General features: G+C 30.1%; 21 protein-coding genes. All 21 read right to left on the reverse strand.

Annotation, left to right across the window (positions count from 1 at the left end):
* Positions 1-353: 353 nt before the first annotated feature.
* On the reverse strand, positions 354-3,179 hold the full coding sequence (uvrA, locus tag T483_RS0101465; protein WP_026885221.1) for an excinuclease ABC subunit UvrA: 2,826 nt from the start codon (positions 3,177-3,179) through the stop codon (positions 354-356).
* Positions 3,180-3,255: 76 nt separating this feature from the next.
* Positions 3,256-5,229 (reverse strand): excinuclease ABC subunit UvrB, encoded by a 1,974-nt coding sequence (gene uvrB, locus T483_RS0101470; protein WP_026885222.1) that lies wholly within the window; start codon positions 5,227-5,229, stop codon positions 3,256-3,258.
* A gap of 275 nt (positions 5,230-5,504) precedes the next feature.
* Positions 5,505-6,863 (reverse strand): hypothetical protein, encoded by a 1,359-nt coding sequence (locus T483_RS0101475; protein WP_026885223.1) that lies wholly within the window; start codon positions 6,861-6,863, stop codon positions 5,505-5,507.
* Positions 6,864-6,874: 11 nt separating this feature from the next.
* On the reverse strand, positions 6,875-8,137 hold the full coding sequence (locus T483_RS0101480) for a S41 family peptidase (protein WP_026885224.1): 1,263 nt from the start codon (positions 8,135-8,137) through the stop codon (positions 6,875-6,877).
* Positions 8,138-8,297: 160 nt separating this feature from the next.
* The gene (gene ftsX, locus T483_RS0101485) at positions 8,298-9,188 is read right to left on the reverse strand and encodes a permease-like cell division protein FtsX (RefSeq protein ID WP_026885225.1); all 891 of its coding nucleotides are present in this window, start codon (positions 9,186-9,188) and stop codon (positions 8,298-8,300) included.
* Entirely contained in the window at positions 9,178-9,864 is a 687-nt protein-coding gene (gene ftsE / locus T483_RS0101490; RefSeq protein ID WP_026885226.1) for a cell division ATP-binding protein FtsE, read from the reverse strand. Before ftsE ends, ftsX begins: the two co-directional genes overlap by 11 nt.
* Before the next feature lie 126 nt (positions 9,865-9,990).
* Positions 9,991-10,845: a YitT family protein gene (locus T483_RS0101495; protein WP_026885227.1), complete on the reverse strand. Its 855-nt coding sequence runs from the start codon at positions 10,843-10,845 to the stop codon at positions 9,991-9,993.
* A 162-nt stretch (positions 10,846-11,007) separates the two neighbouring features.
* The gene (locus tag T483_RS0101500; protein WP_026885228.1) at positions 11,008-11,952 is read right to left on the reverse strand and encodes a transketolase family protein; all 945 of its coding nucleotides are present in this window, start codon (positions 11,950-11,952) and stop codon (positions 11,008-11,010) included.
* Positions 11,952-12,773: a transketolase gene (locus T483_RS0101505; protein WP_026885229.1), complete on the reverse strand. Its 822-nt coding sequence runs from the start codon at positions 12,771-12,773 to the stop codon at positions 11,952-11,954. Before T483_RS0101505 ends, T483_RS0101500 begins: the two co-directional genes overlap by 1 nt.
* A gap of 223 nt (positions 12,774-12,996) precedes the next feature.
* Positions 12,997-13,350 (reverse strand): type II toxin-antitoxin system PemK/MazF family toxin, encoded by a 354-nt coding sequence (locus tag T483_RS0101510; RefSeq protein ID WP_009172938.1) that lies wholly within the window; start codon positions 13,348-13,350, stop codon positions 12,997-12,999.
* A 10-nt stretch (positions 13,351-13,360) separates the two neighbouring features.
* Positions 13,361-13,618 carry a hypothetical protein gene (locus tag T483_RS0101515; RefSeq protein ID WP_026885230.1) on the reverse strand — a complete coding sequence of 86 codons (258 nt, stop codon included), beginning with the start codon at positions 13,616-13,618 and terminating at the stop codon, positions 13,361-13,363.
* Positions 13,619-13,845: 227 nt separating this feature from the next.
* Positions 13,846-14,478 (reverse strand): germination lipoprotein GerS-related protein, encoded by a 633-nt coding sequence (locus T483_RS0101520; protein ID WP_026885231.1) that lies wholly within the window; start codon positions 14,476-14,478, stop codon positions 13,846-13,848.
* Between the two features lie 65 nt (positions 14,479-14,543).
* Positions 14,544-16,052 carry a bifunctional ADP-dependent NAD(P)H-hydrate dehydratase/NAD(P)H-hydrate epimerase gene (locus T483_RS0101525; protein ID WP_026885232.1) on the reverse strand — a complete coding sequence of 503 codons (1,509 nt, stop codon included), beginning with the start codon at positions 16,050-16,052 and terminating at the stop codon, positions 14,544-14,546.
* Positions 16,052-16,423 (reverse strand): holo-ACP synthase, encoded by a 372-nt coding sequence (gene acpS, locus T483_RS0101530; RefSeq protein WP_026885233.1) that lies wholly within the window; start codon positions 16,421-16,423, stop codon positions 16,052-16,054. Before acpS ends, T483_RS0101525 begins: the two co-directional genes overlap by 1 nt.
* Positions 16,424-16,495: 72 nt before the next feature.
* The gene (locus T483_RS0101535; RefSeq protein WP_026885234.1) at positions 16,496-16,825 is read right to left on the reverse strand and encodes a DUF6514 family protein; all 330 of its coding nucleotides are present in this window, start codon (positions 16,823-16,825) and stop codon (positions 16,496-16,498) included.
* A 768-nt stretch (positions 16,826-17,593) separates the two neighbouring features.
* Positions 17,594-17,935: a single-stranded DNA-binding protein gene (locus T483_RS0101545; RefSeq protein WP_026885236.1), complete on the reverse strand. Its 342-nt coding sequence runs from the start codon at positions 17,933-17,935 to the stop codon at positions 17,594-17,596.
* A 127-nt stretch (positions 17,936-18,062) separates the two neighbouring features.
* Positions 18,063-18,917 carry a YihY/virulence factor BrkB family protein gene (locus tag T483_RS0101550; protein WP_026885237.1) on the reverse strand — a complete coding sequence of 285 codons (855 nt, stop codon included), beginning with the start codon at positions 18,915-18,917 and terminating at the stop codon, positions 18,063-18,065.
* 229 nt (positions 18,918-19,146) lie between these two features.
* Positions 19,147-20,463, reverse strand: coding sequence for a nucleotide sugar dehydrogenase (locus tag T483_RS0101555; protein WP_026885238.1), 1,317 nt, complete (start codon positions 20,461-20,463; stop codon positions 19,147-19,149).
* A gap of 111 nt (positions 20,464-20,574) precedes the next feature.
* Positions 20,575-21,150, reverse strand: coding sequence for an acyltransferase (locus tag T483_RS0101560; protein ID WP_026885239.1), 576 nt, complete (start codon positions 21,148-21,150; stop codon positions 20,575-20,577).
* Between the two features lie 85 nt (positions 21,151-21,235).
* Positions 21,236-22,417, reverse strand: coding sequence for a DegT/DnrJ/EryC1/StrS family aminotransferase (locus T483_RS0101565; RefSeq protein WP_026885240.1), 1,182 nt, complete (start codon positions 22,415-22,417; stop codon positions 21,236-21,238).
* Between the two features lie 236 nt (positions 22,418-22,653).
* The gene (locus T483_RS0101570; RefSeq protein ID WP_026885241.1) at positions 22,654-24,939 is read right to left on the reverse strand and encodes an ATP-dependent DNA helicase; all 2,286 of its coding nucleotides are present in this window, start codon (positions 24,937-24,939) and stop codon (positions 22,654-22,656) included.
* Positions 24,940-25,090: the final 151 nt, after the last annotated feature.

The raw sequence follows: 25,090 nt of genomic DNA on the forward strand, positions 1-25,090 counted from the left end.
TCAATATTCATTCCTGTATCCATTGTATATGTAAAATAACTTTCAAAAATCTATAAGTTGTAATTTACATTTACCCTACTAATGATTATACAATAAAAAAGTAAGTATGACATTCAAAAGTGCCACTTAATTAATATATATTATTATATCATCTAGATTATTTTAATATCTACTTATCATATTCTGTCCTATAATGCCCCAATTGTCAATTTTCAATATAATTTCTTCATAAAAACTTTATTTTTTAATTTTATGTTTTATATATCTTACAAGTTGGGCATTATAATTACCAATTATAGGTCTTAATATTATAGCTCTAAATATGAGTACCTATTCCTTAATATCCATAAGTTTTATCTAAGCACATCTTTCAAATACTTACCTGTATAAGATTCCTCAACTTTGCATAGTTCCTCTGGAGTTCCATATTTTATAATTGTACCACCCTTATCTCCACCTTCTGGGCCTAAATCAATTAGATAGTCTGCACATTTTATCATATCTAGATTATGTTCAATTACAACCACAGTATTTCCTGTTTCCACTAAACTTTGAAGTATTTCTATTAATCTGCTGACATCATCTACATGTAACCCTGTTGTTGGTTCGTCTAATATATAAAGAGTTTTTCCTGTGCTTCTCTTTGATAATTCATATGCCAACTTAATTCTTTGTGCTTCTCCTCCTGATAATTGAGTTGAAGGCTGACCTAACCTAATATATCCAAGTCCTACATCATTTAATGTCCTTAATTTATTCTCAATTCTAGGTATATTTTCAAAGAATTTCAACGCTTCTTCAACTGTCATTTTTAATGTATCATCTATATTCTTGCCTTTATACTTTACTTCTAAAGTTTCCCTATTATACCTCTTTCCCTTACATACTTCACATGGAACATAAACATCTGATAAAAATTGCATTTCTATTTTTATTATTCCATCTCCAGAACAAGCTTCACATCTTCCACCTTTAACATTAAAGCTAAATCTACCTTGCTTATATCCTCTCATTTTAGCTTCCGTAGTCTGTGAAAAGAGCTCTCTAATTATATCAAACGTACCTGTATAGGTTGCTGGATTAGAACGTGGTGTTCTTCCAATCGGACTTTGATTTATGTCTATTATTTTATCTATATTTTCATATCCAATTATTTCTTTATGGTTTCCTACTGGATTTTTACTCTTGTTTACTAATCTATTTAAACCTTTATAGAGTATTTCATTTACTAAAGTACTTTTTCCAGAACCAGAAACTCCTGTAACCATAGTTAAAGTACCAAGTGGAATTGATACATTTATATTCTTTAGGTTATTTTCCTTAGCACCTACGATTTTTATTTTTTGTCCATTACCTTTCCTTCTAGTCGCCGGGATCTGAATTGACTTTCTACCAGTTAAATATTGACCTGTTATTGATTTTTCACATGCTTTAACTTCATTAAGTGTTCCAGCAACAACTACTTCTCCGCCATGTTCTCCCGCACCCGGTCCAATATCAACAATGTAATCTGCTTCCTTCATGGTATCTTCATCGTGTTCTACAACAACTACTGTATTTCCAACATCCCTTAGATTTTTCAAAGTATGTATTAACCTGTCATTATCCCTTTGATGCAATCCAATACTTGGTTCATCTAATATATATAAAACACCCATAAGTGCTGAACCAATTTGTGTTGCAAGCCTTATTCTTTGTGATTCTCCGCCTGATAATGTTCCAGAATTTCTTGATAAGCTTAAATAGTCTAAACCAACATCTAATAAAAACTGCAGCCTATTTTTAATCTCTTTTATAATTTGTTCACTTATAAGTTTATTTTTTTCTGAAAACTCCACTCCATTTATGAATTCAAGTTCTTCTTTTATTGACATACTTGTAAATTCATATATATTTTTTCCACCAACAGTAACTGCTAGCACTTCCTTTTTTAATCTAGCTCCTTTACATTTTGGACACGAATCATTACTCATGTATTGCTCTATTTCGCCCTTTATAAGATCTGAATTACTCTCTCTGTACCTTCTGCTTAATGCATTGATTTCTCCTTCAAATGCATAACTATAGGTAGCTTTAACCCCATCTTTCACGTATTCAACTCTAAGTTTTTTCCCATCTGTTCCATACAATAATAAATCGATATGTTCTTTATCCAAATCTTTTATAGGTCTGCTTAAATCCAATCCAAACTCCTTAGTTAATGCCTGAAGTATTGCATATGTCCAAGAATCTTCTTTTAGTCTTCCACTTCCCCAGCTTGCTATTGCTCCTTCCATAACACTTAATTCTCTATTAGGTATAACAAGCTTTTCATCTATCTCCATAAGACTTCCAAGTCCATCACAATGATCGCACTTTCCATATGGAGCATTAAATGAGAATAATCTAGGCGATAACTCATCAATACTTATTCCGCAATCCGGACAAGCAAAGTTCTCACTAAATAGAGTTTCTTCTCCTCCAATAACGCTGATTATAACTAATCCTTCACCCATCTTTAAAGATGCTTCTACAGATTCTGTAAGTCTTCCTTCGATACCTTCCTTTATAACAATTCTATCAATAACAGCTTCAATATTATGCTTTTTATTTTTATCTAACTTCACTTCTTCTTCAGTTAAGTCATAAATTTCCCCATCTATTCTTGCTCTAACAAATCCGCTCTTCTTTATATGTTCTAATATCTTTTCATGAGTTCCTTTTCTTCCCTTAACTACAGGTGATAACACTTGAAGTTTTGTTCTATCTCCATAACTCATAATTTGATCAACAATTTGATCAACAGATTGTTTGGTAATTTCCTTTCCGCATTTTGGACAGTGAGGAATTCCCACTCTAGCATATAATAGTCTTAAATAATCATATATTTCAGTTATTGTTCCAACTGTAGATCTTGGATTTTTACTTGTCGTCTTTTGATCTATTGATATTGCAGGTGATAATCCTTCTATATATTCCACATTAGGTTTATCCATTTGTCCTAAAAATTGCCGTGCGTAAGAAGATAAAGATTCAACATATCTTCTTTGCCCTTCAGCATATAATGTATCAAAGGCCAAAGAGGACTTACCTGATCCTGATAATCCTGTAAGTACAACTAGTTTATCTCTTGGTATTTCTAAACTGACATTCTTTAAATTATTAACTTTCGCACCTTTTATTATTATCTTATCGTTCATTAAACTAACCTCCTACTTAATGGACAATACATAATTCGTAATTTTATATAATATGTTACATATTCATTATTACTCATTATTTCTTATCTTTAATTTCATTAATGATATCTCTAAGCTCAGCCGCTCTTTCGAATTGAAGATTTTTTGCCGCTAAAAGCATTTCTTCTGTGAGATCTTTAATTAACTTATCTTTTTCTTTCTTAGTAAGTTTTTTCTTATCCGCAGTCTTATATTCTTCAACTTCCTCTGCAACCTTTGTAGCCTCTATAATATCCCTTACATCTTTAATTATTGTTGTAGGTACCATTCCATGTCTTTCGTTATGCTCTTTTTGCAGAGCTCTTCTTCTTTCGGTTTCTTTCATCGCTTTATCCATAGACTTTGTTATATTGTCAGCGTACATTATAACCTTGCTTTCTGAATTTCTGGCTGCTCTTCCTATAGTTTGTATTAGTGATGTTTCTGACCTTAAAAAGCCTTCTTTATCGGCATCTAAAATTGCAACTAAAGCTACTTCTGGTATATCTAATCCTTCTCTTAAAAGATTTATTCCTACAAGTACATCATATTCGCCAAGTCTTAAATCTCTTATGATTTTCATTCTTTCTATAGTATCAATATCTGAATGCATATAAGTTGTTTTAACACCAAGCTCTATTAAATATTTAGTTAAATCTTCTGCCATACGCTTAGTTAATGTTGTTATCAATATTCTAAATCCACATTCTATTGTTTTATTAATTTCTCCATACAAATCATCTATCTGCCCTTTAATCGGCCTTATAATAATTTCTGGATCTAACAAACCTGTAGGTCTTATAATTTGTTCAGCAATTTCTTCAGAATTATCTATTTCATAAGCCGATGGAGTAGCACTTACGAATACTACCTGATTAACTTTCTTTTCAAATTCCTCAAACTTTAGTGGCCTATTATCATAGGCACAAGGAAGCCTAAATCCATAATCTACTAATGTATTTTTTCTTGATCTATCTCCTGCATACATTGCTCTAACTTGAGGCAATGTTACATGACTTTCATCTATAAACATAAGAAAATCTTCAGGAAAATAATCTATTAATGTTTTAGGTGGCGTTCCTGAAGCCCTGCCATCTAATATTCTAGAATAGTTCTCAATCCCACTACAATATCCCATTTCTTTTATCATCTCAATATCAAAGTTAGTTCTTTGCCTTAACCTTTGAGCTTCTAAAAGTTTATCCTGAGCATTAAGTTCTCTTAGCCTCTCCTCTAATTCCCCTTCAATTATACCAATTGCTTTATCAACAGTTTCTCTAGATGTGGCAAAGTGAGATGCAGGAGTTATAGCTACATGATTTCTTTCTCCTAAAATGCTTCCTGTTAATACGTCAAATTCTCTTATTCTATCAATTTCATCTCCGAAAAATTCAATTCTAATCCCTTTATTTGAATACGATGCAGGAATTATATCTAGGGAATCTCCTCTAACTCTAAAGGTTCCTCTTGAAAAGTCTATATCATTTCTTTCATATTGAATTTCTATAAGCTTCTTTATAACTTCATCTCTCTCTTTTTCCATTCCAGTTCTAAGACTTATAGTCAACTTTTTATATTCATCTGGATTACCTAGACCGTATATGCAAGAAACAGAGGCAACAATTATTACATCCCTTCTTTCAAAAAGAGCTGAAGTGGCTGAATGCCTTAATTTATCTATTTCATCATTTATTGATGCATCTTTTTCTATAAATGTATCTGTTTGAGGCACATATGCTTCCGGTTGATAATAGTCATAATAAGATACAAAGTATTCCACTATATTATCAGGAAAAAACTCTTTAAATTCCGAGCATAATTGTGCTGCTAAAGTTTTATTATGCGCTAAGATTATAGTAGGTCTTTGTAATTTTTCTATAATATTTGCCATAGTAAATGTTTTTCCTGAACCTGTTACTCCAAGCAAAGTTTGACATCTATTATTGTTTTTTATTGAATTAACTAATTTATCGATTGCTTGCGGTTGATCCCCCGTAGGTTTAAATCTTGAGTGTATTTTAAATTCTCCCATTGTATTACCTCCAATCCGAACAGACATTCGTATCATATGTATATTTTACTTTTCCTTAAGTATTAAGTCAATAAATTATGCTATTTATTTTGAATACTCACTTATGTTTTTAATACTGTCCATAAATCTAAAATATTATAATTATCAGATATTTACTTTATTTAATCGAGTTATAATTAAAATTATTTATTAATTAAAAATTACACTGAATATAAATATCTCTCACTTCAATTTTTTTATCAATTAAAGAAAAAAGTGGCTAAGCCACCTTCTAATCACATCTTATTATCTTTATTTTTAATATCCTTATTATGCTCCATATCATTCTCTTTTTTTATTTTATAATCGACGTTTTTTTCTGAACCTTTTAATGAATTCAAAACGCTTTTAAAATCCTCTCCGTCGACTGCCACAATATCTTCTTCGCTTACATTTCTAGGCACCAATAAAATTCCAAGCCTAGTATTTTTATTATGCCTAAATTGAATATCTTTCACCATCCCATGGGAATTTTTAACTTTAAGAACTGCATTGTATAAGTTTTCCTTTAAAATCCCATAAACTTCCGCTTCTGAATTAATACTTTTACCGTTAACTGATAAAACTTTACTTTCAATGCCAATTCCAAATTCCCGCATCTTAGAATCTGCTGATATTTCCAGAACCATCAGGCCTTCCTCATCGCTAACAAACTTAGGCATCTTGTTTTTCTCACTATTTACTTGAAGCTTAAGCATTAATTCATGAGTTACTGGCATAAAAATCACAATAAATATTTCCCCAATAATTCCGAACCTAGCAATTTGAGCTGAAATTATTAGAAGAATTCCATAAACTAATATGTGAACTCCTGAGGATACAGCTTTTTCTCTTTTGCTTTTTGTAAATGTAATCGAAGAATAACCTAATACCATATAAAAAGGAACTATAGAAATAATACTTCCAGCTATTAAAGCGAGTCCATATGGTAATTTAATTAATGGCCACCAATCCGGATTAGATATAGAGTCTGTCATATAACTCAACATTGAATTATTTGCATTCATAGCAATAATTATTGCTATTGGCAATGCCCAATATCTTTTTAATGCATATCCGCCTAAAATTTTATTGTTTCTATTTGTAAATACAGGTACAGCTCCTCTATCTCCATCAATAATTACTAATATTCCTTCAATAACATGAAATACTCCTATAAGAATTGCTAAATAAAATATATTTAAATCCAAAACTCCTAAGCTATTAGGAATGAATATATTAATCAATTTAATTATAATTACTAAGCCACCTAGAATTGCTCCTGAATAAGAAAAGCATATTAACCTTGGTCTTATAAGCATTAATAATATTGATATAACAAACAAATACGATATTCCAGAATTTTCACTAAAAACTACACCTAAACTTGTAAGTATTATGCTTCCTATAATTCCACCTATAATTCCTAAAACAAGTTGAGATAGTGTAAGTTCAATAGATGAATTTACACTACCTCCTAAAATTATTTTTTGCATAGTTACTACTTTTTTGTTCTTTGAATGTAGTACTATTATTAAAAGTATTAATAAGAATACTAATGGAGGGGTTACTATCGCACCTGACACGCTTCGTAGCGTATATATAAATAAACCCATTTAATCCCTCCCTATTGGATCTTTTCTCCTATTTTTTCAATTGCTGTCTTCAATTGTTCATCGGCATTTTTATCATAGCCCTTTTCATCAATACTAATAGGTGTTGTAACCTCAAAGTCCGGTGCTATTCCTTTTTTATGGATATTCTCTCCATTTGGAGTATAGTATTTAGAAATAGTTACCTTAAGTCCACCAATATTATCATCAAATTTAATTGTTTGCTGAACTATGCCTTTCCCAAAAGTAGTTTTTCCAACAATTGTTGCTGCTCCATAATCTCTCAAAGCCCCAGTTACAACTTCTGATGCACTAGCGCTATTTCCATTAACTAATAAAACTAATGGCATTCCTTCTGCATCTCCCCCAATAGATAACGAATCATTTCTGTTCTCATATTTATCAATTGTGTAGGTTATTATCTTTCCTTTTGGAATAAACTGTGATGCAACTCCTACTGCTTCTGTTAATAGCCCACCAGGATTTTCTCTCAAATCTACTATTAAGCCTTTCATCCCTTGAGATTTTAATTCATCAATAGTATTTTTAAAATCTTCCGTAGTATTTTCATTCATGAAAGTCTTTATACGAATATACCCTATCGAAGAATCTAGCATATTTCCCTTTATTGACTCAATCTTTACTTTTTCTGGCGTTACATTAACATCAAATTCATTTGTATCTGCTCTCTTAATAGTCAGTTTCAACTCTGAATTATTTGCCTCTGCAATCATAGACGTTGCTTTTTTTAAATCATCGCCTGATACATCTACATCATTTATTTTTTCAATTATATCATTTTCTTGTAGTCCAGCCCTGTCAGCAGGCGCTCCCTTAACAGTTTCCAAAATTGTTACCTGCTTATCTTTTAATGTAACAGTAACACCTATCCCTGTCATGCTTCCGCTACTTTGTTTCATTAAATCATCAAATTCGCTTTGATTCATGAATACAGTATATTGATCATTTAAGGCATTAGTCATTCCCTTAATGGCTCCTTCTAAGAGAGCATTATCATCAATTTCACCATCAAACTTTTCAATTAATTTATCTCTAACTGTAAAAAGTGCTGAATATTTACTCTTATCATTTATCTGCGAAGCTGTACTCTTGACTTCTGGTGATGTTCTTACTAGAAATATGCCTTTAGTGGCTATATAGTTCCCTCCTAAAAAGGATACACATATAAGAAGTACCATAAACAATATCGTTGGTATTAAAAGTATTTTTCTATTTTGTCTTCTATTTGCAAATATGTATTTTCTTGATTCCTTCACCTATAAAGACTCCCTTTCATATGTATCATACATATAATCCCAATATATATCTTTATAGATTAAAGTGGATTATATTGTAAAGTTTTTCTCAAGATTTTATAGTATAAAAACTATTTTTCTTTATTCCTATTTTTATTATATTTACACTTATTTGCAAAAATTATACCACTAAAAACTTCCTTAATGAAATTATACTAGCAATTCCACCAACTATAATGCCACCAAGCATAAATTGCCATAATAAAGTTGAGAAAATAAACGTTGCTGGTACAAGGCTTACAAATACTAGTTGCGAAGCAATCCACCTAACTAGTCCATTATATGCAGCAAATAATGCTCCACATGCTAATGTTGCTCCAATAAACCCTATTACCATTCCCTCTATTACAAATGGCCATCTAATGAACCAGTCGGTAGCCCCTACAAATTTCATAATTCCAACTTCTCTTCTTCTTGAATATACAGTTAATTTTGTCGTATTCATTATTAAGAATATTGAAACACCCACTAATATTATAAACAATCCAAAACCAACTATTTTTACACCATTTACTATTCCTACAATCTTGTCTACTAATTCCTGTTGATCACCTATAGTCTCAACACCTTCGAAATCTTTTATTCCTTCACTTACAGCTGACGCATATTCTGGTGATTCCAGCTTCACTGTAAATGATGCTGAAAAAGGATTATTTTGCAACGTATACCCTTTTAGCAGCCCTTCATTTTCATTTGTAGTACTTTGAAAATTCTTGTACTCTTCTTCTTTTGATTGGTATCTTACGTCTTTAACCCCTTCAATTTCTCGTAATTTTATTTCTATCTCTCTTTGATCAATAAGTTTTATATCATCCTTAAGGAATATTTTCAACTCCACTTTGTTCTGAACAGTACTTATTCCTTTGTTTATATTGTTAGCAACTAATATAAATATCCCCAAAACAAAGAATGTTATAAGTACAGTAATTACTGAAGCAATACTAATAGTCTTATTTCTCTTTAAACTTGTAAATGCATCTTTAATAAAATGTGCAATAGTATTAATTTTCATCTTCGTACTTACCTCTTTTCTCGTCTCTAACGATTTCTCCCTTTTCAATAGCTATAACTCTTTTTTTCATATAATCAACAATTTCTTTTGCGTGTGTAGCCATCAGAATTGTAGTTCCAGATTTATTTATATCCTCAAGTAATGACATTATTTCTCTAGCTGTATCTGGATCTAAGTTACCAGTAGGTTCATCAGCAATTAGAACAGATGGATTATTAACTAGCGCTCTTGCCAAAGAAACTCTCTGTTGCTCTCCTCCTGATAATTCGTTAGGAAACATTTTATATTTATGAGATAATCCAACTAACGATAATACCATTGGAACTCTTCTTCTTATATCCTTTTGAGATGCTTCTACAACTCTCATAGCAAATGCAACATTTTCATATACATTAAGAGTTGGTATCAGCCTAAAATCTTGGAATACCATTCCTATCTTTCTTCTGTAATAAGGTATTTGCTGCCTATTAATAGTCGATAAATCTTTATCCCCTATTAATATTTTTCCATTGGTTGGTTCAATTTCTTTCAAAAGCATCTTTATAAAAGTAGATTTCCCTGATCCACTTGGTCCTACTAAAAATACAAATTCTCCTGCTTCTATCTCAACATTAATATCTGATAATGCTTTTACATTATTATTGTAAATTTTAGATACTCCTCTAAACTCGATCATACTCAAACACTCCTTCTTTATTGTATATTCCGCAAATTAATTGCAAAACCTACAAAATTAATTATAACATAAGAATACTTTCTAATGTTATACAAATTTATTAAATTTGGAGCCATTTGTTGGTAATTAGTGTTGTTTTATATCGTTAAATCCTTCTCCTAATACTTCATGAACTTCCCCTACTGTTATGAAGGCATCAGGATCTACATCCTTTATGAATTTCTTTAATTTTATGAATTGATTTCTACTTAAAACTGCATAAAGTATGTTGGTTTCTTTCTCTGTAAATGCTCCCACACCATTTATAAATGTACATCCTCTATCTAATGTATCTATTATATATCTGCTTATCTCATAATTACTTTTGCTAATAATAAATATACTTTTGCAAACATTAAATCCTTCTATAACTCTATCAACTATTAAACCAAGTAGTATTATACTTAGCATAGAATACAACGCAACATCTACCCCAAATACAAATGCACTTGCTAAAGTTATTGTAAAATCCACTACTAATAAAGCTTTTCCTATATCTAAATGGAAAAATATATTTAACATCTTTGCTAATATATCAGTTCCTCCTGTTGATGCATTTTCATTAAATATAATAGCCATTCCAAATGCTGAAATTAATGTTCCAAAGATAGTTGCCATCATTAGGTCATTTGTAATCGCTGCTGGCCTTAAAAATTTCTCGATTGCCCATATTATAGCTGACAATCCTAAACTAGCATAAATCGTCTTCACCCCAAATTTTCCGTCAATAAATATAAGTGCTACTATAAATAATAATCCATTTAATACAAAACTCACTACACCTATTGAAAAGGATGGCATAACTGCATTAATAATTATTGCTATTCCTGTTACTCCACCTGCTGCAATATTGTTTGGAGCGTAGAAATACTCAATCGAAAGTGCAACTAGAATTATCCCAAATGTTATTATTAAATATTCCCTAAATTTTGATTTTTTCATTATCATCTTCCCCTTTTAATTTTTATTTATATTAGAATTTCTCTCATAGTTTTCCTTGTTTATTTTTGATTATTCAAAAATAGAAAATGCAAGATCTTCGGCTATTTCATAAGCTTTATATCTTGCATTTTTAGTATTTTATATTCTATTATTTTGGATTTATTATTTCTTTAATGAAATAGCCTTTTTACTATGCTCTACTATGGCCTCTACTGTTAACCCATACGCTTTTAACAACTCGTTTGGCTTACCACTTTCACCAAAAGTATCTTTTATTCCAACTTTTAATACTGGCACTGGACATTCTTCTGTTAAAACTTCAGCAACTGCTGAACCTAAACCACCAATTACACTATGTTCTTCTGCTGTAACTATTGCCCCTGTTTCTCTCGCTGCATTAGCCAATAATTCTTTATCAATTGGTTTTATTGTATGTATATTTATTACTCTTGCATCAATTCCATCCTTAGCAAGCTCTTTTTTAGCCTCTAACGCTAATTCAACCATTAATCCCGTTGCAACTATAGTAACATCATTACCCTGGGCTAATGTCACACCTTTTCCAATTTCAAACTTATAATTATCAAAGCTATTTACAGTGCTAACAGCTAATCTTCCTAATCTAACATAGCAAGGTCCTTTATATTCCGCTATAGCTAATATTGCGGCCTCTGTTTCTATATCATCTGCCGGGTTAATTACAGTCATATTTGGAATACTTCTCATTAACGATATATCCTCTATAGATTGATGAGTCGCTCCATCTTCTCCAACTGTTAATCCTGCATGAGTTGCACAAATCTTGACATTCAAATTCGGATAGCATATAGAATTTCTTATTTGTTCAAAAGCTCTTCCTGCTGCAAACATTGCAAATGTACTAGCAAACGGAATTTTCCCACATGTTGAAAGCCCTGCTGCAACTCCCATCATGTTTGATTCTGCTATTCCCATATTTATAAATCTTTCTGGTGAGACAGCTTTAAAATCAGCTGTTTTAGTTGATTTTGATAAATCAGCATCTAGTACTACAACATCTTTATTTAAATTTGAAAGTTTTACTAACGCTTTACCATAAGCCTCTCTAGTTGCTATTTTATTTCCCATTAGTTTTCCCCTCCAATTTCCTTTAACGCTTGCTCACATTGCTCTTTATTTGGAGCAGTTCCATGCCATCCCGCTTGATTTTCCATAAATGAAACGCCCTTACCTTTTACTGTATTGCATATAATTGCAGTTGGCTTTCCTTTAAATTCCTTTGCTTTTGCAATGGCATTTATAATTTCATCATAATCATGACCATTTATAGTTAAAACATTCCATCCAAAAGCTTCAAATTTCTTATCTATTGGACCTGGATTCATAACATCTTCTATATTTCCATCTATTTGTAATCCATTATTATCTATAAATGCAGTTAAATTATCTAATTTATAGTGAGCTGCAGACATTGATGCTTCCCAAACTTGGCCTTCCTCAAGCTCTCCATCTCCTAGAATAGTATATACTCTATAATCCTTCTTATCAAGCTTTCCAGCTAATGCCATTCCAACAGCAGCAGAAATTCCTTGGCCTAAAGAACCTGTAGACATATCAATCCCAGGTAAATCATTCATATTAGGATGTCCTTGTAACCTTGAACCTGTTTTTCTTAGGCTATTTAGCTCTTCTACTTCAAAATATCCTTTTCTCGCCAACGCACTATATAATGCTGGCGCAGCGTGGCCTTTTGATAAAACAAATCTATCTCTATTTGGATCTTTTTCATTAGATACATCTATGTTCATTTCTTTAAAGAATAGTACTGACATAATATCAGCTATTGACAAAGAACCTCCCGGATGACCTGATGATGATTCTGTAAGCATAGAAACTATATCTTTTCTCATTAACTTTGAGATTTCTTCAAGTTTGTATTCATTATTCATTATACAACCCCCTATTATTAATTTACTCATTTATATTATGTTTTATTTTAACATATTTATTCTAACATAGAAAATATAACTTGTATACTTCATTTATAAATGTGATATACTTTTAAGAGCTTTAATTCAGTATAGAGTATTCTTATACATAAAAAGAGTAGTACAAATAAAGAATTACCCATACCACTCCTAATATCAATAGATATAAAACCCAATCATCTCTTTAGCTTAAATTCAAACTAACTGCCAATGCCTTATCAACCTTTTTCATGTCTGCTTCAGTCATATGTCCAATTTTTTCTTTAAGTCTTCTCTTGTCTAATGTTCTTATTTGCTCTAATAAGACAACAGAATCTCTATTTAATCCATACTCCTCTGATGAAATTTCAACATGAATAGGAAGTTTAGCTTTATTTATTTGAGATGTTATTGCAGCTACAATAACAGTAGGACTATATCTATTTCCAATATCATTTTGTATTATAATAACAGGTCTTATTCCGCCCTGTTCGGATCCTATAACTGGACTTAAATCCGCATAGAAAATTTCCCCTCTTTTTACCACAATGTTTGCCATTTTTAAATAATCACACTCCGCAAATCCATGCCTCATACTCATTAACATCATCTAACATATATTCAAAACCTAATTTAGAATATTCCAAGTTTATTTCAGCCATTTCTTGATAACCACTTTTCATTAGCTTTTCAAAATCGGCTGAAAATCCCTCGTTAATATATTGTATTAACGATTTCTCCATAATTCCACTATTTTTTTTAATTTTATTACTTTCCGCGTTAATTATTTTCTTATTTTTCATGTTATTTAGATTAATTATTGACATCTTTTCGCCTCCATAGCAGTAAAAAGTTCTTATAACTATGATTATATTGCAAATTATGTCAATTTGTCAAAGGATTTGTATTACTTCTTTACCATTCTCTAGATAATTATTCTTAAATGTTTCCTCTACAAAATTTATAATATGTACTTTAAATTTATGTTTAGATTTAGTATATCGTTCTTTAATATTAATGTTGGCTTGATTTCTAATTAATAAATTTATTTAACTCAAAATAAATCATCACTTAATGTTTTTTCTTTTTTAAAATCACTATACTTTATTATTACTCTCTCTTTATTATCATCATCTAAAATTTTTAATAATACTGGGATCTTCTTATCCTTATCGACATAGAATTCAGCTTTATTTAAATGCTTATTCTTACTGTTAAATTCTATATCTACTTGCAAATATACTCCTTGACCCCAATCTGATTTAACTTCTTTTATTTCATCAACTTGCTTATTAGATAGTATATTTTCTATGAATGCCAAAGGATAAATTACGTCTATATTCTTATCAAGAGTATATCCCTCTTTATCTTCGCTTCCTTCAACTTTTATCTCTGAGCCGTTATAAACCTTAACTCTGTTATAATCGTTTCCGAATTCTATTCTCGATCCCTTATCACAGCTATAATATTGCATTGTATTCTCCTCGAATTCTGACTTAGAATTCTTAAACAAATAATCTACTTTACTACTGTAATATTTTGTATTCCTAAGTTCACTAATTATATCTTCATTTGAAGGGGTAATCACATCTCTACATAAAACAACTAATAAAATCATAAGTACTGGAATAAGCACCAAAAAACCTATAATTAACTTTTTATTGAACAATACTTTTCTAAAATCCATAAGCCCTCCTAAGATTTATTACTACATATTACTATTTATGAAAATCCTAGGCACTTTATTCTTAATTAATCAATAATACTGTTAATTTCTTTAGGCAATTCAGTTATAATATCTCTTGCATTTACTATGTAAACTTGTTTGCTTAATTTATCCGCTATATCTCCGTGAATATATGCACCTAAAAGAGCAGCTTGATTTAGGCTGACTCCTTGTGACAGAAATGCATTTATTATTCCGGTCAATGCATCTCCCATACCTCCTGATGCCATCTTACTATTTCCAGTAGGATTTATATACACTTCTTTTCCGTTCGAAATTACGGTATTGTACCCTTTTAATAAAACAATTATTTCGTATTGCTTAGCAACTGCCTTTGCTATATTAACCCGATCAGCCTCCACATCTTCAATAGCTATTCCCAGAAAACGTGCCATTTCACCTGGATGTGGAGTAATAATTGCTCTACCTTTTAAATCATTTAACAAATATTTATTCTCTCCTATAAGCGATATTCCATCCGCATCAATCACAATGGGACATTTACTATTACTTATGATCTTTTCTAATAAGTATTTTTCCCCTTCTCCAATACCAATTCCAGGACCAAAAGCAATAGAGCTTGCTCTTGTTATAAGTTCTATAAAGTTACTGTCATCTTCCCAATTTAATGTCATAGCTTCTGTTAATCTACTTGATAGTACCTTTTGTACCTCTCTGCTGCACGCTAATGTAGTTAATCCTGCACCTGCTCTAACTGTACATTCAGTAGTGATAAAGGCAGCTCCTGTAAATCCCATCCTTCCAGCTACAACTACTGCTCTACCGTAATCTCCTTTATGACCATAAACCTGCCTCTTAGAAAGCATCTGATTATATTCCTTCTTCTCTAATATATACGAGTTATTAGAGTTCTTCTTTCTTATATATTCTGGAATACCTATCTTTAATATTTTCATATTTCCGACACAATCAATAGCTTTGTAATTCAAAAAACCCTGTTTGACAACCTCAAATGTATAAGTTATATTAGCACGCACTGCAATTCCTCTCTCAATCCCTAGATCGCAGTCCAAACCTGATGGAGTATCAATTGACACTACAAATTTTGCATATAAATTTATACATTCTATAATCCTTTTAAATATTCCTCTTAAGTCTTTATTAAGACCAACTCCAAAAATTCCGTCTATTAACAGATCATAAGCCTTAATATCGCATATTACGTTTTCATTTATATCGCTCTCTGACTTTATAAATAATATGTCGCTCTTTTCAGTTAATTTTTCTAATATGCTAAAGTTAATTTTAAAATCTTCACTATAATTTTCGTCTTTACTTACAATATAAACCCTTACCCTTTTCCCGTGTAATATCAAGTGTCTAGCTAATGCCAGGGCGTCCCCTCCATTGTTTCCTTTTCCACATAATATTAAAAATGATTCACCCTTATCTGAAAGCTCTCCAAATAAGCCTATTGCAGCATTTTCCATCAATACTATACTAGGGATTCCAATATAATCAATGCATTCCCTATCAATTTCTCTACATTGTTTAGCCGAAAAAATTTCTAACATTATATTGCCTCCATGACTGCATAGGCTATTGCATTTTCCTTGCTATGTGAAATACTAACATGCATTTTAAATTCTTTTGTCTCCAATAAGTTATAAATTTTATCACTTAAATTCACTACTGGCTTTCCTAACTCATTTCTCAATATTTCAATATCCTTTAATCCAAATCCTCTAAATCCAGTCCCTATTGCTTTACTGATTGCTTCCTTTGCCGCAAAATTTCCTGCTATTACATTCCCCTTAAATCCTTTTAATTTAAAATATGCAATTTCATCATAAGTAAATGATCTCTCAATAAAAGTATTTGTTCTTTGTATAGCACGTTCTATCCTATTAATCTCTATTATATCTGTTCCAATTCCAATAATCATAATTTATCGCCTTTCTTAGTAATCTCTTACCATATATTAGCGTAAATATTTAATTATTTCTATACTTCAACGTTAATTTATAGCTTTCTCACCCATACCAATATCAAACTCATAAGCGTGCTCATCAACATATTTTCCTATAATATCAATTAAATGAAGCGGTGATACTTGATTATTAAATAATTTCATAAGTAAATGTTTTACTTTGTGCCTATGAATTGATATTATATCTATTCTTTCTCTCTCTAAATTTACGTTTTTTAAACCAACGTAATCTTTTCTTTCAATTTCAATTCCATATGCAGTTATTCCCTTATAATCTTTCTTTATAAGCCTATATACGTATCTATACTCCACATCAGCCTCGCTATTAATTGATGTATATTCCTCAACCAAATTCATAACCCTTTCAACTCCCTCAAGATAGTAATTCCTCGTTTACAAACCTATAGTATCACATAATGTATCAATAAATTGTCAAAGCATGTCCTCTTTTTCAAGATTTATATTTTTTTTATTGACAATAAAACTTCTTCCTTTAGTTTTTACAACATATACATTCTTTAAATCTCCACATAAAAATAATATTTTGTCGAAATTTGATATATAAAACAGTATATATTCTCTCTCTATATATAATATAACATTTTTTAACAACTAAAATTCTATTCATCATTATAAAAAAATAAAAAAAGAGCTATCAGCTCTTTTTTCACCTCATAATCTCTTTTTTTGTTTCACCATAATTGAAAAATATAAAATAGATATCGTTTACATATTTATTATAACACATATTCACATAAATACAACACTTTTTCTACAAATATTTTTATTTATTTCTATAGCATAAAAAATGACTTTTTTATTGTAATATAAATCCCTCTTGTCTTGCATCACTAACTTTATCACTCATTTTTAGTATTATTAAATTAAACTAGCATTATTAGAGATTTTATATAAATAAACATTCTGCTAAGAGAGTATTTATTTTAAATATACTTTTTCTTATAAGTAAAAATATACTTTTTATGTTATTCAAAGGTTATCCAAACGTATCAATAATATTATAGCAATTAGATAACCTCTTCTGTAATAAGCATATTCTTTTAGTTGTGATATACTTACCTATCCATATACCTTATATCATTAAAATTAACTAGGCCAATATTTTTATAAAGCCTCTGTTTGACTTTTCTTATTTTCAAGAAACTTAAAATCTTCCGCTATAACCTCTGCTATATACTTTCTGTTTCCCTCCTTATCTTCATAACTACCAGTTCTTAGTCTGCCACTTAAAGTAATAAGGCTTCCTTTTTTCATATACTTTACTATAACTTCAGCTTTTTTTCCCCAAACTTTTATAGGTATAAAATCTGCTTCTCTAATTCCATCAGGTAATCTAAAATTTCGTTGCACAGCAATTGTAAATTTAGCATAAATTTTATCTCCATTTTCAGTGTGCCTAAGTTCAGGGTCTTTAACTAATCTTCCCAATAATATTATTTTATTCATATTTTACCTCCTGAATATTTTTCTTTTAAAGTTATATCCACTTCGATATTTTATATTCAACAAAAGACTAAACTTTATAAGAAAATTCTTCAAAAATAAAATTATATGAAATCTTTAACCTTATTATCTATCGTTCTCTGAGTATTTCTCTTCTATTCCTTATTTCCGATGTAACAAAATTTATCTCTACCCCTAATATGAATATTATTGATATTAGAAATAACCATGTCATAAGTATAAATACTGCTCCAAGGCTTCCATAAAACCTAGAATAATTATTAAAATTATCAATATAAAATGAGAAAACAAAAGATACTAACACCCAACCTACTGTACTAAATATTGAGCCTGCAATTACCTCTTTCCATACCAACTTTTTAGCAGGAGCAAATCTGTAAACACCTATAAAAATAGATATCATTATAACTAATATAAAAGTATATCTGAATATATTCCAAATAACCAATACTATTTCATAAAATGGATTAATGCTTTTAATATAGTCCCCTATTACATTTCCAAACACTAGCGCTGTTAAAGTCAAAATTATAGTTACAGCTAACGCTAATATTCCCAGCATAGAAATGATTGAGAGTTTAATAAATGATCTTTCTTCTTTAAAGTTATACGCCTTATTTATACTTTTTATTATAGCTTTAAACGCAGATGATGCTGTCCATAGCGTTAACAAGATAGATATTCCTAACAATCCAGTATATTGATTGTCAAATATCTCCACTACAGTTGACTGAGTTAATTCTAGCACGCTCCTCGGAAGCATAACATTTAGTTGTCCCAGTATTTGTTTAGAACTTATACTGCTAAATCCAGCCAAGGTCATCAAAAATAACATAAATGGAAAAAAAGATAGTATTAAATAATATGCTAATTGAGATGCTAATGCAAATACATCGTCTCTCTTAATCTTTACTATAAGATGTATAATTAAATTAACTTTGCTACTTAATTTTATATATTTCATTTTATCACCAATTTCTATCTATATTAATCTAAAACCTATTTATTATACAGTACTTATTTTATTCGCTTTTCATAAATTATATGTACCCTTAATAAATGTAATAAAAAAGCACACCCATAATTTTATGGATGTGCTCTTTTTATCAATACTATATTCTAACTAGCAATAAACCATTAGCATTCATATGCTATGCTGATATCGTCATTAACTTCTATATATCCTACAGAATTTATAATTTATAAATTTTCTCTCTATTATTAACCACATTTTTAGTTGCATTTCTAGTATCGTAAACAACTTTAGCTCTGGATACAATTGATTCATAATCATAACAGCTATGATTTGTTGTTATAATTACTATATCTGACTCGTCTATGACCTCTTTCCAATCAACCGAATTATAAACTTTACCCTTATATTTAGAAATCGGACAATAAGGGTCATTCACCATTAAATCAGCACCATTCTTTTCTAATAGCTCTATTACCTTGAATGCTGGAGATTCTCTATAATCATCAATATCATTCTTATATGCAACACCTAGTAAAAGAACTTTAGCACCATTTAATGCCTTTTTATTTTTATTTAAAATCTTCATTACATTATCTAATACGAACTCAGGCATCGAATCATTAATTTCACCTGATGTTTCAATTAGTCTTGTATGATAATCATATTCTTTCGCTTTCCATTCTAAATAAAACGGATCAAGTGGTATGCAGTGACCTCCTAAGCCTGGACCTGGATAAAATGGCATAAATCCATATGGCTTAGTCTTTGCTGCATCTATAACTTCCCATACATCTATTCCCATTCTGTTACAAAGAATAGCCATTTCATTTGCTAAACCAATATTTATATTTCTAAAAGTATTTTCTAAGATTTTTTCCATCTCAGCTACAGCCGGAGATGATACAGTATGGATATCTCCCTCTAATATATTTCTATATAATGCTGCCGCAACTTCTGTACAATCTGATGTACAACCTCCAACAACTTTAGGAGTGTTTTTAGTATTAAAGTCTTTATTACCTGGATCAACTCTCTCTGGTGAAAAAGCTAAGAAAAAGTCTTCTCCGCATTTAAGTCCACTTTCTTCTAGTATTGGCTTAAGAACTTCTTCTGTTGTTCCTGGATATGTAGTACTTTCAAGAATAACAAGCATACCTTTATGTAGATATTGTGCAACACTCTTTGTTGACTCTACAACATATGACAAATCTGGTTGCTTATATAAATCTAATGGAGTAGGCACGCAAATGCAAATAGTGTCTACATCTTTAACAAAACTAAAGTCTGTAGTAGCTCTTAAAGTATTTTCTTCTACTATCTTCTTTAAATTTTCATCCACTACATCTCCAATATAGTTTTTCCCCTCATTAACCATATTTACCTTTTGATCTTGAACATCAAATCCAATAGTTTGATAACCAGCATTAGCCTTTTCTACAGCTAATGGTAATCCAACATATCCAAGACCAACCACACCAACTTTTGCAGTTTTATTATTTATTTTGTCTAATAATTGTTGTTTTAATAATGACATCTTATACCTCCTGTAATTTACGGCCAAAAATTTTATCCACAGAACATAATTTACTAAAAAATTTTATTAACAAATTACATATGGAATGTTAATAAATAAAAACCTGTTTTTCTAATCTATACATTCTACTTTTTCTTTATCTTTACTATACTTTTTTCCACAAGCTCCACAAGTTGCATGTTCATCTTTAAAGCTTAACTTTTCTCCGCATTCACATACATATCCCATTATACTTGCAGGATTACCTACTACTAATGCATAATCAGGTATGTGTTTAGTAACTACTGCTCCAGCACCTACTAATGCATATTTTCCTATATTATGGCCGCACACAATTGTTACATTAGCACCTATAGAAGCCCCTTTTCCAATTATAGTATCTTTATACTCGCTTTTTCTTTCAATAAAGCTTCTTGGATTTACTACATTGGTAAATACACAAGATGGTCCTAAGAATACATAATCTTCGCAAACAACTCCTGTGTATACAGATACATTGTTTTGTATCTTTACTCCATTTCCAATTTTTACACCAGGTGATATTACAACGTTTTGACCTATATTACACTTTTCTCCAATTACAGAATTACTCATTATATGAGAGAAGTGCCAAATCTTCGTTCCGTCACCTATTACTACGTCGTCATCAATGTAACTTGATTCATGTACAAAATAATTCCTACCCATAATTAACCCTCACACTTATCAATATTTTTCTTAAGTAAACCTTAAGTTCAGAACATATAGAAATTTGCATATTACAATATTAATATTATGCTTTTATCTTTTCAACTATATAATTTATTTCATTTTCTGTTAATTCTGGATAAACTGGTATTGCAAATGTTCTATGTGATAAATATTCTGCAACCGGCATATCCCCTTCCTTATATCCTAAATCTTTATATACTTTTTGTAAATGTAATGGAACTGGATAATAAACTCCAGTTGCTATACCATTTTCTTTAAGTTTATTTATCATATCTTCTCTATTTTCGCATTGTAGCACATATTGATGATATATAGTTTCATTTTCTTCATCAACAGTAGGTACAACTACATTAGAATCTTTTAATTTTTCATTATATATTTTTGCCACTTCTCTTCTTCTACTATTCCAATTATCTAAATGTGGCAATTTTACTCTTAGAATTGCTGCTTGAATAGCATCTAACCTAGAGTTGAACCCGATTAAATAATTATAGTATTTTAAAGCATTATATACAGTATCGTCGCCGTCTTTAGATGTCTCTACTTCATCATTTATATCATTTAACAAATTATAAGCTTTTTGTCCAGTTTCTCCACTTCCATGTGTTCTTAAAGCTTTTGCTATTGTTGCTATATTATCATCATTTGTCACTATCATGCCACCATCGCCAGCACATGAAAGATTCTTAGTTGGGAAGAATGAGAAACATGCTGCATCACCTAAAGTTCCCGCCATCTTTCCTTTATATTTAGAACCTGATGCTTGAGCCGCATCCTCTACAATTTTTAAATTGTGATTCTTAGCTATTTCGTTTATTTCATCCATCCTAGCACATTGTCCAAAAATATGAACTGGTATAATAGCCTTTGTTTTATTTGTAATTTTTTCTTCTATTTTAGTTGGATCTATATTAAATGTTTCTTTTTCAACATCAACAAAAACAGGTGTTGCACCTACTGCTGAAATAGCTTCAGCTGAAGCAAAATAAGTAAATGTAGAAGTTATTACTTCATCTCCATTCCCTATTCCTAAAGATTTTAATGCAATAACCAATGCATCAGTTCCATTCGCTACTGATATTGCATGTTTAACTCCTATATATTCTGCAAATTCTCTCTCAAATTCAATTACATTCTTGCCCATAATATAATTCGCAGAAGAAAGCACTTCTTTAGTTACTCTATCTAAATCTTCAGCAATAGACTTATATTGAGCTTTTAAATCAATTAATGGAATATTCATTATCCTCGCTCCTTAATTCTACTTTAATAAGCTATTAATCATCATCAATATATTCTCAATTCAAACTTCTAATAGACGATATCAATAACTAGATATTTTAAAATTGTAGTATGAATACTAAAATTATATTTATATATATACTTTCATAAAACTACCATGAATATTTTAACATACTTATTTTTAATTCACAATGCACAATACAATCTAGTAACTTATTTCATACAATTATAGATAAATTAATATTTATCTATAGGATACCACTCATTGGGTAAAAGGACACTATATTTGCTATTTATATATCTATCATCAATGAGCAAAACTCTTCCTATGTCCATCTCAGTTCTTATAACTCTTCCTACAGCCTGTTGGACCTTATTTATTCCTGGAAATACATACGCATAGTCATAGCCATCTTCTTTATAAAAATCTTTTATGACTTCATTTGTCATATCTACCATAGGATATCCCACTCCAATTATTATACTTCCAATTAATTGATCACCAGGCAAATCTATTCCTTCTGAAAACATACCTCCAAGCACACAAAACATTACTAAATTATTGCTGTTCTTAAATCTTCTTAAAAATTCACTTTTTTCTTCCTCCGTCATATTAGGTTTCTGTTTTATCAGATTACAGTTTTCTAACTTCGAATCCTCCATATAACTATATAGCTCTTCCATATATGCATATGATGGTGAAAAAACCATGTAATTTCCAAATTTCTGCTTTATAAAACCACAAATTTTATTTTTCACTAATGGCAGGGTCTTTTTTCTATATGAATATCTTATATTAATAGGACTAATATAAACCTTTAAGTTTTCTTTATTAAAAGGAGATGGAAGCTTTAACCTATATGTATTATCATCTCCTCCAAGCATATTTACATAATATTTTATTGGCGATATCGTTGCAGAAAAAAATATTACCGAGTAACATTTCCCTAAATATTCTCTTAAATTCTTAGCTGGATTTACACAATATAAGCTCAATTTCACTTCTTGAGATTCCTTTTCTACACAAGTCCTATAATTTTCGTCATATAGCTGTATCGTAGAATTAAAAGCATTTATATCAAAATATAACTTTAATATATCTTCATAGCCATCAAATCTATTTCCTCTTACCAGTATCTCTTCACTTTCTTTTAAGTATAACTGTAGATATTTACTCAATTCCTTAGGTTGTTCATCTTCATAAAATGATTTTACTTCTTTATGGTCACATTCATTTCTTAAGTCAATGAAATAATCATTGATCTTTCCTAATAAAGAATGTAGCTTGTTTAGTTTTCCCTTAGTTATCTTTTTACAATTTAAAATTTGACTTTTGGATAAAGATGCAGAATACATATTTCTTGATCTATCGATTAAGTTATGTGCTTCATCAACCAAAACTATATTTCCTTTGCTTTCTAGAACTCTTCCCAAAGATACTCTCGGATCAAATATGTAATTATAATCGCCTATAATTCCATCGCAATAAGTACTTAGATCTAAAGATAATTCAAAGGGACATACCTGATATTGTTCGGCATATTTCTTCAATATTTCCGCGGAAATTCTTTCTTCACTTTCAATAATATTTATAATTACTTCTTTCACTTTACCATAATAGTCTTTGGCATATATGCACTTTTCTGGATTACAATCAAAGTCACCATTAATACATGTTTTCTCTTTTGCCGTAATCGTGATAGTCTTAAATTTCAATCCATATTGACGCAATCTTTCAAAAGTTTCTTCAGCAACTTCCCTATTTATAGTCTTTGCCGTCAAATATATAATTTTTTCTCCAATTCCTTCACTTATAGCCTTTACAGCTGGGAAGATGGTTGATATAGTTTTTCCTATACCTGTAGGTGCTTGAACAAATAATATTTTCCCCTCTTTTATAGTCTGATATGAAACATTAACAAGTTTTCTTTGACCTTCTCTGTATTTTTCAAAAGGAAAACTCAGTAACTTTATAGTTTGATTTCTTGTATTTTTCCATTTAAATATTAGAACGTTAAATTTCTCATATTCTTTTAATAAATCAAATATAAATTCTTCTAATTCTTCCATAGTAAATCTTTTCTCAAAGCTCTTAACCTCATTAGTTTCTAGCTGCATGTAAGATAATCTCACATGAATTTCTTCAAGATTATTTTGATTTCCATAAATAAAAGCATACACCTTTGCTTGAGCCCAATGGACTTCGTTCAAATCATCAATGTATGCAAAATTCTTATAAGTTGATTTTATTTCTTCAATTATAACTTTATCTTTTTCTGTTATAATTCCATCTGCTCTTCCTTCAATATATATCAGACTTTTACTCATCTCAAACTCATGAGTTAAATACACTTCCTTTTCATAGTTCTTATAAATCTTTCCGTTATCTTCTTGAAGCTTTTGATGTGCTCTAACTCCTTCTACTGCCCTAGCACTTCCGGAAAATCTATTATCTATATCACCCTTTTTCAAGCAAAATTCCACTAGATTTCTTACAGACTCTCTTATAAGAATTTTATCCATAAATTAATTCCTCACTATAGTTAAAATTACATTTTACATATTAAGCTATACACATAGCCATAAAACACTTACTTAATTAGCCTCACAAAAATTTAAGTTCTAATTAAGTAAGTGTTTTTTAGTTTATTACTATCGTAAATATTTTACCTCA

The sequence above is a fragment of the Clostridium beijerinckii HUN142 genome, from assembly GCF_000621745.1.
Taxonomy (GTDB): Bacteria; Bacillota; Clostridia; order Clostridiales; family Clostridiaceae; genus Clostridium; species Clostridium beijerinckii_A.

Excerpts from the sequence above, each read along its gene's own strand:
- T483_RS0101495 (WP_026885227.1), bottom strand. The coding sequence starts at position 10,845 with ATGAAAAAATCAAAATTTAGGGAATATTTAATAATAACATTTGGGATA.
- T483_RS0101535 (WP_026885234.1), bottom strand. The coding sequence starts at position 16,825 with ATGAATTTGGTTGAGGAATATACATCAATTAATAGCGAGGCTGATGTG.
- ftsX (WP_026885225.1), bottom strand. The coding sequence starts at position 9,188 with ATGAAAATTAATACTATTGCACATTTTATTAAAGATGCATTTACAAGT.
- ftsE (WP_026885226.1), bottom strand. The coding sequence starts at position 9,864 with ATGATCGAGTTTAGAGGAGTATCTAAAATTTACAATAATAATGTAAAA.
- T483_RS0101545 (WP_026885236.1), bottom strand. The coding sequence starts at position 17,935 with ATGAATAAAATAATATTATTGGGAAGATTAGTTAAAGACCCTGAACTT.
- T483_RS0101560 (WP_026885239.1), bottom strand. The coding sequence starts at position 21,150 with ATGGGTAGGAATTATTTTGTACATGAATCAAGTTACATTGATGACGAC.
- T483_RS0101475 (WP_026885223.1), bottom strand. The coding sequence starts at position 6,863 with ATGGGTTTATTTATATATACGCTACGAAGCGTGTCAGGTGCGATAGTA.
- T483_RS0101515 (WP_026885230.1), bottom strand. The coding sequence starts at position 13,618 with ATGTCAATAATTAATCTAAATAACATGAAAAATAAGAAAATAATTAAC.
- T483_RS0101570 (WP_026885241.1), bottom strand. The coding sequence starts at position 24,939 with ATGGATAAAATTCTTATAAGAGAGTCTGTAAGAAATCTAGTGGAATTT.
- T483_RS0101510 (WP_009172938.1), bottom strand. The coding sequence starts at position 13,350 with ATGGCAAACATTGTGGTAAAAAGAGGGGAAATTTTCTATGCGGATTTA.
- T483_RS0101555 (WP_026885238.1), bottom strand. The coding sequence starts at position 20,463 with ATGTCATTATTAAAACAACAATTATTAGACAAAATAAATAATAAAACT.
- T483_RS0101550 (WP_026885237.1), bottom strand. The coding sequence starts at position 18,917 with ATGAAATATATAAAATTAAGTAGCAAAGTTAATTTAATTATACATCTT.
- uvrA (WP_026885221.1), bottom strand. The coding sequence starts at position 3,179 with ATGAACGATAAGATAATAATAAAAGGTGCGAAAGTTAATAATTTAAAG.
- T483_RS0101505 (WP_026885229.1), bottom strand. The coding sequence starts at position 12,773 with ATGAATAATGAATACAAACTTGAAGAAATCTCAAAGTTAATGAGAAAA.
- T483_RS0101500 (WP_026885228.1), bottom strand. The coding sequence starts at position 11,952 with ATGGGAAATAAAATAGCAACTAGAGAGGCTTATGGTAAAGCGTTAGTA.
- T483_RS0101565 (WP_026885240.1), bottom strand. The coding sequence starts at position 22,417 with ATGAATATTCCATTAATTGATTTAAAAGCTCAATATAAGTCTATTGCT.
- T483_RS0101525 (WP_026885232.1), bottom strand. The coding sequence starts at position 16,052 with ATGTTAGAAATTTTTTCGGCTAAACAATGTAGAGAAATTGATAGGGAA.
- T483_RS0101520 (WP_026885231.1), bottom strand. The coding sequence starts at position 14,478 with ATGGATTTTAGAAAAGTATTGTTCAATAAAAAGTTAATTATAGGTTTT.
- uvrB (WP_026885222.1), bottom strand. The coding sequence starts at position 5,229 with ATGGGAGAATTTAAAATACACTCAAGATTTAAACCTACGGGGGATCAA.
- acpS (WP_026885233.1), bottom strand. The coding sequence starts at position 16,423 with ATGATTATTGGAATTGGAACAGATATAATAGAGATTAATAGGATAGAA.